Origin of the sequence: Rubripirellula tenax, assembly GCF_007860125.1 — a bacterium.
GTDB classification, from domain to species: Bacteria; Planctomycetota; Planctomycetia; order Pirellulales; family Pirellulaceae; genus Rubripirellula; species Rubripirellula tenax.
This window is the reverse complement of record NZ_SJPW01000010.1, coordinates 1-8,629: the sequence shown is the minus strand read 5'-3', so window position 1 is coordinate 8,629 and position 8,629 is coordinate 1. Positions and strand designations below refer to the sequence as shown.

Here is an 8,629-nt window from a genome sequence, read left to right as displayed (position 1 = left end):
CACGATTCAATGCCCGCTATGCTGTGAAACGGTGGTCGCAACTGCACATCGCTGATTCAACGCTCGATCCAATGCAATGGGATAACCACGGCATGCACCGGAGTGGCGGTGGTGCGGTTTTCTCGAAATCACGATGTTCGCCGCCACCCGGTGATGCCAACCGTTATCCCAACTAATGCGCGGAGGTGCCGACCGATCTCGCTTCGTAGCTGTTCGGTCGGCAACACTCGACTGCCGGGGATGCCGACTGACTTTTCTTCAAACGGTTGCGTCGAAATCACCTCCGAACGTGACGTACCGCATCGCCGGAAAATCTTCCGGCCACGCGGATCTATTTTTTCCGGCGATGCGAAACGTCGCGTTCTCCAAGTTGCTGCCAACGTCTTACCATGCCCGAAGCTTGCGGTTCGTCCGGCATTGGAATGGTTTACTCCGCTGCAAGCTGCCGAAACGCGGACACTCTCGCCAATGGCTCTATTTGTGTTTTCCCACCGGGCCTCGCCATTGGCGAGAGAGTCCGCGTTTCGGCTCCCTTCGTTCGCCGTGCCCGACCCGCTGACGGTCGGCAACGCTCGAAACTTGCCGCACGATTCAAGTCCCGCTATGCTGTCGAACGGTGGTCACCACTGCCCAGCGCTGATTTAATGCTCGATTCAATGCAATGGGATAACCACGGCATGCACCGGAGTGGCGGTGGTGCGGTTTTCTCGAATTCACGACGTTCGCCGCCACCCGGTGATGCCAACCGTTATCCCACTGGGCGCGTGGAGATGCGCGGTCTTCATGCTCGGGCATTGGTGCGCGTGATTTCATGTCCGAAATTGGTGCGCTGCCCCTGCGTTCGACGATTGGTGCGCTCGATCCTGTGCCCGACGATCGGTGCGCTGCCTCAATGCTCGACGATTGGCTGCGCTTGACTCATCCCGAACGTCCACTCGAGGAAACTTGCCTGACTCGACACACTTTGATACGATCACACTTCGACGGGTGTCACCGACGTGGACGAAGTCCAGACTGGCGGCGTCCCGCCGTTGTTTTCCCCTCGCGGGGGTCATGCCGGCGACGTTCCGTCGTTTGTTTACCGCTCGCGCGGCCCATGCTCGCTGGCGGTCCGCCTCGTAACACATGATCGGGGATAACCATGGATTGCACCGGAGTCGGGCTTGCGAGCGTTTTCAAATGGTTGACTTTACTCTCCCGACCCGGTGAATCCGGACGTTATCGGACTGACGTCTCAGGTGTTTCACGCGTTCGCTCGCACTAGCGATTGCTGCAACGCCTGATTGGAAATTTGTCGTTCGGCATTCGCGTTAGCGAATTTGCGAGTCAAACGCATTGATCCTCCGTTTGCGATTTCCTCCCTCCAAGCCGCTCGCAATTCTTGAACGTGTTCGCTGTTTTCGTTTGCTGATCAAGCGACAACGCTTTTGATCCTTCGTTTACCGTCAACAAGCACTGTCGGATGACAATTGCCGTTTTACTGCCGACCCGGTCAACGCCCAATTGCTTGCCGCGTGAACCAAGTCCCGCTAAACTGTGGCGGCGTGGCAACCGCTGCCCGATGCTCGACCAATGCCCGTTCATAAATGCCGATAACAAACACATGCACCGGAGTGGCGGTGGTCACGTTTCTTTGGAATCACGTCAATCGCCGCCACCCGGTGATGTGAGACGTTATGCCCACCGAGACTTTTATGAAAATGGATAGCGTTGCGATTGGCAAACAGATCATCGGACTAAAAAATCAGGTGGTCGACGGATTCAATGAATCCCACTGGCGCGAACTTGGCCTGATGACTGGTTTCCAAGACCGCGTCAACAACCATCCGCGGTTGTTGCGAAGCCTAAGTTGGGGTGACGAAGACTACGAGGGCCTCGCACTTGAATTCTTGCAACAGATGGTTCACGCTGATCCAGCCAATCTCGAAGTTATCACCGAATTCGTCCAATCAAAATGCCCAGAAGCTGGCGAGTTTATTTCCAGCGAAGACAACAACTTGCGAAGAATTGTCTTCAGCCCGCTTGTCTTTGATGTGCCGCAGGGGTCGGTTGATTACAACCTTGTATCTGCAATGATGCCGTTCTCTGGTGGATTCTCGTCAGTTTATGACGCCATCAAAAATGCGTCAGCCCAGAACGGCTTCGACTGCAAACGTGCGGATGACATATGGGACAATTCTACCGTAATCCAAGACGTCTTTTCGTTGATATTTGCTTCATACATTGTCATCTGCGATTTCACGGGTAAAAATCCCAACGTGTTTTACGAGGCTGGACTTGCCCACGCTCTTGGGAAGCACGTCATCCCAATAACGCAGAACGCTGATCACATTCCGTTTGACTTGCAGCACCATAGATACTTGGCGTATCATGACAACGCTGAAGGTCGGGCCGAGCTGCAACAAAAATTGGCCGAACGAATTGCGACGCTGGCAACTAGACGCCGAACCCTACCGTGGGCATAACAATGGGTTGCACACGGAGCCGCGGGTCGCGCGGGTTTTGAAATCAATGCTGTTCGCCGCGGCCCGGTGAACCCTGCCGTTATTCGGGCTGCAACACTTTGGTCGTCGACGCCAATCCTCGCTCAAGGCCGGATGCGTGATAGGCTCACACGACTGCCGGCAACGCTGGATGGCTCTGTTTCAACTGTCTATTCGATGGCCAGGCCGATCGGGACGTACCGTATCGCCGGTGACTTTCTTGGTCGCGCTGGTTCATTGTCACCGGCGATACGGAACGTCCCGATCTCCAAGCTAAGGCCAGCGGTTGGCAACGCCCATCTACGGTCACTCATTCGGCATTGGCAGCATTTGCCTCGCTTCAACGGGCGGAAACGGGGTTCACGTCACCAATGGTTCGATTTGTCTATCCCCTCCGGGACTCACCATTGGTGACGACAACCCCGTTTCCGCCTCCCGCTGGTCACCGCGCCAAGCCCGTAGCGGAAACCAACTCCGGAAAGGTTGTCTTCGATTTCACCGCCCAATACAATGGCCAAGTGCTGTCCGCTGCTAAGCGGAACTGGGAACCGAATAACCAAGCCATGCACCGGAGTGGCGGTGGTCGGGTTTTCTCGAAGTCACGTCGTCCCCCGCCACCCGGTGATGGCAAACGTTATCCGACTGACGCGCGTCGATCTGATGGCAACATGGCCACGCCCTGTTTGCGTTCAACCTCAAGCGAACAACGAGGAGCATCTGAAATGTCAAACCTAGACTTGCAGAAGTTGGAAGAAGGTATCGCCATTTCGCGTCAATGGAATAGGCAGCAATTTCAAAACTCCTTCGCCATGGTTGCGTCAGCGGCTTTGGCCTTTTGCCTAACCGCAGCAGTCGTACCCGGACCCCAAAGTCTGGCACTTTCGATCGCCGCCGCGACCGGATTGACCGTCGGCGTCTGTTGCGCACCGAACACTTATCGTAGCCGAAACGGATCATTGGGATTAGCGTTTGCCTTACTCGCGGCCATGTGGACTGTACCCGCGGTCGTCGTGATCGTTTCGGTATTCGGTTAGAATCCACAACGGCGGATCTCCAGGAACACCACCCACTTCCCACCCGTGAGCGGGGCAAATTGCGTTAAGATGGGAAGCTTGCGGCAGCGGGCGAATGTTCCTCCACTGCCACCCCGAAGCGCAGCGTTGTAAGTCTGATAACCATCGCATGCAACGGAGCCGGGCTTGCGAGTTTTCACAAATGGAACACCCAACCGTCCCGGCCCGCTGATGCAATTCGTTATCTGCTCACTGGCTTGAATCTTCCCCATGATCCGGGGATGAACTCAAAACCCTTTTCGTAATCCCTGCATGGCGACAATCCAGCCGGAATGTAAGGCCCCTCATGTTCGCCTGCATTCTTCGGTAGCCCGTGCTTGCACCGACTCTGGCTGTGATTGTAAAACGCACACGTCGTGCAACCCTCATCCTCAAACGGGTGAACGCCAAACTGCATCGCAAACCTCCGCAGATAACAAATGCGTGAACCGGAGTTGCGAATCCAGCCCACTCTGAAATCAACGTCAACCGCCGCAACCCGGTTACGCAAAACGTTATCCGAATGAAGACTGGAAAGACGCTTGAGCAGACAATCTAAATCGTATCGTCTTCAGTTCTCGCTACGAAGTGCGATGATCTGCGTCCTTTTTTCAGCCCTCGGTTTTGCGTACGCACTGCGTGAAGATGCGAAACGGCGTGAACTTATTGCGGAAATCGAAAACGCTGGCGGCTTCGTGACATTTGACGACTCGACAACCTCACTCTTTCGGACCACTCGCGTTAGTGGTGTATCGATTCCGTACTCTTCCGTCTCCAGTGTCGATACGTCAAGACTCAACCTGTTCGCCAATCTGTCTGATCTCAGCATGACAGATGGCGATGTAACCACTGCCGACGGGGGCCAACTGCACTTTCGCGTACTGCAACATAAACTCGCTCCAGGGGACGAGCCCGACGGATTCTTTTCCCGCGTCAAATCCGTGTCGACTTTACCGCAATCCTGGGATCTCTATACTCCACCTAGTTCGGGATTGGGTGGCTCCAGGGGAATCCACAACGACGGATAACCACCGGATGCAACGGAGGACGCGAGCCGAGCGATTGGCAATGGAAAGTCTTTCGCGCGTCCCCGCTGATCCCCAACGTTATCCGACTGAAATGACCCCGAACAAATGCACATCACTCGCAAACTACGTGCGTACGTTGCCCTCGCGGCACTAGTCGTCGGCACGCTCGTTTGGTTCCGCGGACCCATCATCGAAGCCCTCAATCCTCCAACACCACTCCCTTCTGCTGCAGTTGCTGATCCTGCATTGGTCGGCCATTACTACGACGGTGACGGCCTTGGCGTAAACTTGACGCTGAACCTACATCCCGACGGGACATTTCAATGCTCATGGACTGGTTGTTTGGGTGACTACGGTTCAACCGCTGGCAAATGGGGGAGGATTGGGCAAACCGTTCACATTTCCGTGTCGACGTCTCAAGGGATGTTCACTCAAAAACCGCTTCAAGATCTGAAGGTGACGGATAGTGGATCAACGTTGTTCGGATACAATGGCTTCTCGTTTGCTGAACATTCCTCCGAGCCACCGATGTTTTCACCCGTTACAAATGCCGGCGGATAACCATCGGATGCACCGGAGTGGCGGTGGCCAGCGTTTTGGCAATGGCAGAGTCTTTCGCCGCCACCCGGTGATCCGTAACGTTATCCCACTGAAGTTCGCAGCCTGACTTCCACGCATGACCTACGTTGCCGTTTTCCTTTACGTCGTTTCCGTTATCATCACGGCAGGCGGGCTAGCGATCGCGATTGACGGCGATATTCCGAGTCATGGATTCATCGCTGCAACCTGCAGCTTGATTATGGTTCCCGAACTGATCTGGATGATACCGCACTACGCCGACTCAGTAGACCGAACAGACCTCCGAACGCCTTGGATTTTCCGGCTTGGGCCATCGCCCGACAATTCGCTATTCGTTCTTGCATTGATTCTCGGTTTCATTCACTCCTCCACTACTTTTTTTCTGTTCCGAGGCTTTACGACCGAATTCGCCTGGAAACTACCAAACATTCTGTGCGGCGGCTTTGTTTTCCTGATGATCGCCGTGCTCGGTGCTATACTTGGGTCCGCTGCGGCTACCGCGAACATGCTCTCGGTTGCCAAGGCCGAATCCCCTGCACGACCCACGCGGAAGGGATAACCATCCCGTGCACCGGAGCCGGGCTTGCGCGGTTTCACGAATGGACAATCAACTTTCCCGGCCCGGTGACGGGTGACGTTCTGCCTGCTTGGATGCCCGTAACTTCGCATGTCTGACAATGACCTTATTCACGAAACTGTCGAAAAATTGACTTCGCTCCACGGTCAAGACATTGACGTTTCCACGCTGCCCAATATCCATCGCAATGTGCTGCTCGTAAACTTGGCGGACTATCTTATCGGAAACGGCGGTTTTCAGTTCATGTTCGAACGCCCAATCCCTGGTGACCCACAGTTCCAACTCACAGCGAATGCTCACAACGACATTGGCGCAAGCAAGGGGTTTGTTGCCTTTCAAAAATCGCTCAAAGGCACTTTAGGAATCAGGCCGACTTCAATAATTGCGCGGCCGTTCAACCGCTTCCGAACTGCTTACACACTCTTTAACGCGGCGTTCCTTGGCCGCGATACTGCGGACACACTATACTGGGACTCGGCCGAAGAGACGCGATCCGCTCTTGCTAACTACATTCGCAAGAACAATGATTCACTCGACACAAGATAGGCAGAACCAAGCCATGCAACGGAGCACGGCTTGCGCGGTTTCTGGCAATGGACAATTTACCTTCCGTGCCCGCTGATGGCCAACGTTATCCCAAATAATGCGCGGAGGTGCCGGCTGATCCTGCCTGGTTGCGGTTCGATCGTCAACACCCGACTGCCGGGGATGCTGGCCGACTTTGGTTCAAACGGTTGTCTCGAAATTAGGTCCGAACGTGACGTACCGCATCGCCGGAAAATCTCTTGGTCGCGCTGATCTATTTTTTCCGGCGATGCGGAACGTCACGTTCTCCAAGTCGCTGCAAACGTTCTCTCAATACCCGAAGCTTGCAACTCGTCTGGCATTGGAATGGTTTGCTCCGCTGCACGCTGCCGAAACGCGGACACTCTCGCCAATGGCTCCATTTGTCTTTTCCCACCAGGCCTCGCCATTGGCGAGAGAGTCCGCGTTTCGGCTCCCTTCGGTCGCCGTGCCCGACCCGCTGACGGTCGGCAACGCTCGAAACTTGCCGCACGATTCAATGCCCGCTATGCTGTCGAACGGTGGTCACCACTGCCCAACGCGGATTCAATGCAATGGGATAACCACGGCATGCACCGGAGTGGCGGTGGTGCGGTTTTCTCGAAATCACGATTTTCGCCGCCACCCGGTGATGCCAACCGTTCGCCGACAGATTATTTCGCATACCGCAATCAAATGTGGCCGATCTTTGCTCGTAGAATACGCTCTCGCGTTGGCAATTCTCTACTTACTCTGCGGTGGACGTTTTCTTCTTGCGGATCGCGAACGCCAGCGAGAAATTGCAAAAGCTGAAACCGACACAGAATTTCTACTGCGGTGCTTCCTTGCGGGGGTTGTGGCGACCGTCTTGTCATCCGCATGCTCACTGTTTGGATTTGCGCACCACGGCACGGTGCTGATTGCTTTGCCGGCAATTGCGCTGCTTTCGGGATTCTTTACACTCGGTTTTTCGGTTCTTGCACTCATTCGGCGTCCGACATGGATTGCTGCTGGTACACTATTCGGGTCTCTACTTCCACTTGCATGGGGAATCGCACTAGCGACTCGTCTCATCGACTGAGATCACAAAAGCGGCGAACCATCGGTTGCAACGGAGGCCGCGAGTTGACGTTTTTGAAGTGGTGAGTCGTTCGCGCGGCCCCGCTGAACCGTACCGTTATTCCGCTTTGAATTATGAATCCTAAACGCACGACACAGCAGACCCGCGGTAGTATTGGAGCTGCTGCATTTGATCTCTATGTTAACCGTGAACTCGGTTGGATTTTCCGACCAGTTCATCAGGAAGATGATTTCGGAATTGATGGATACGTTGACATTGTTCAAGACGGTCAAGTGACTGGAAAAGGAATCGCAGTCCAAATTAAATGTGGCAGCTCCTATGTTGGCAAGAAAACGCCCGGTGGAATTCGTTATGACGGTGAAATCAAGCACCTAAACTACTACATGAACTTGGCTCAGCCAGTCGTTCTTATTGTTCTTGACGAAACAGGCAACAACGGAACTTGGGCTCACTTTGAATTGGAAAAAACACTCCCTACTGATTCCGAAGAACGGTGGTGGATGGAAATTCCAATCACGAACGAACTAAATGCATCGGTTGCACAACGGTGGACGGAGATCGCAGGGCCGGTTGCTGACAGAATGACCGAATTTGAAGTGGAATGGTCACGCGATCGCTTCCACTCAACTGCTACCCACCTAATTGTTGCACTCGAGAAAGAGAGCGTGGTCGCATGCGACGATGAATCTCTCTTTCTTTGGCAATCAAAATTGCTAAAAACTAGAAAGATGATGCTCGAAAAACGCGCAAGTATTGAATTCTGGTTCCCGGGTTGGCAAAACGATTCTCGAGAATTGTATGAAATCCCAGAGGTGCGCAGTTATTTCGCCAAGACTTTGGAGAACGGCTTCCCGTGGATTTATTGGCTCGACCCATCCGGGGAATTCGGGTGTACGTACGACGGGTGTGGTCGGGTGCGATCCGCCTGATGCGCTGATCGAATCGCACATCACGCGGTTTCCAGATTGATAAGGTCGTCGACAGCCGGTTTTGATAGTAGCCATTTCTCATAAACGGCCTCCCAGACTCCGCTGAGCAGGCGGACTTCCTCACCGATTCAACGCTCGTTCCGGACGACCGATAACAATGTCGTGCACACGGAGCACGGCTTGCACGTTTTCACAAGTGGAAAGTTGTCTCTCCGTGCCCGGTGACGACCGACGTTACCCGACTGAGAAATGAGCCACCTACGCGAACCCGGACGCCTGCATCTAACAATTCACGCCGACGGCGACGGAACGGCCGACTTGGTTGCAACAGCCACCGCAAACGGTTTTGCTGGACGC

7 protein-coding genes are annotated in these 8,629 nt (G+C 54.4%); all 7 read left to right on the top strand.

Annotated features, from left to right (window positions below):
- The first annotated feature begins 1,694 nt into the window (after positions 1-1,694).
- The 7 genes from Poly51_RS28180 (at position 1,695) to Poly51_RS28150 (ending at position 8,272) form a co-directional block, all read left to right on the top strand.
- Positions 1,695-2,465 carry a hypothetical protein gene (locus tag Poly51_RS28180; RefSeq protein ID WP_222435944.1) on the top strand — a complete coding sequence of 257 codons (771 nt, stop codon included), beginning with the start codon at positions 1,695-1,697 and terminating at the stop codon, positions 2,463-2,465.
- A gap of 740 nt (positions 2,466-3,205) precedes the next feature.
- Entirely contained in the window at positions 3,206-3,517 is a 312-nt protein-coding gene (locus Poly51_RS28175) for a hypothetical protein (protein WP_146462305.1), read from the top strand.
- A gap of 1,151 nt (positions 3,518-4,668) precedes the next feature.
- The gene (locus Poly51_RS28170; protein WP_146462304.1) at positions 4,669-5,124 is read left to right on the top strand and encodes a hypothetical protein; all 456 of its coding nucleotides are present in this window, start codon (positions 4,669-4,671) and stop codon (positions 5,122-5,124) included.
- Between the two features lie 115 nt (positions 5,125-5,239).
- Entirely contained in the window at positions 5,240-5,701 is a 462-nt protein-coding gene (locus Poly51_RS28165) for a hypothetical protein (protein ID WP_146462303.1), read from the top strand.
- 108 nt (positions 5,702-5,809) lie between these two features.
- Positions 5,810-6,265: a DMP19 family protein gene (locus Poly51_RS28160; RefSeq protein ID WP_146462302.1), complete on the top strand. Its 456-nt coding sequence runs from the start codon at positions 5,810-5,812 to the stop codon at positions 6,263-6,265.
- Positions 6,266-6,995: 730 nt separating this feature from the next.
- Positions 6,996-7,343, top strand: coding sequence for a hypothetical protein (locus Poly51_RS28155; protein WP_146455013.1), 348 nt, complete (start codon positions 6,996-6,998; stop codon positions 7,341-7,343).
- 113 nt (positions 7,344-7,456) lie between these two features.
- Positions 7,457-8,272 (top strand): DUF4365 and DUF1817 domain-containing protein, encoded by an 816-nt coding sequence (locus tag Poly51_RS28150; RefSeq protein WP_146462301.1) that lies wholly within the window; start codon positions 7,457-7,459, stop codon positions 8,270-8,272.
- Positions 8,273-8,629: the final 357 nt, after the last annotated feature.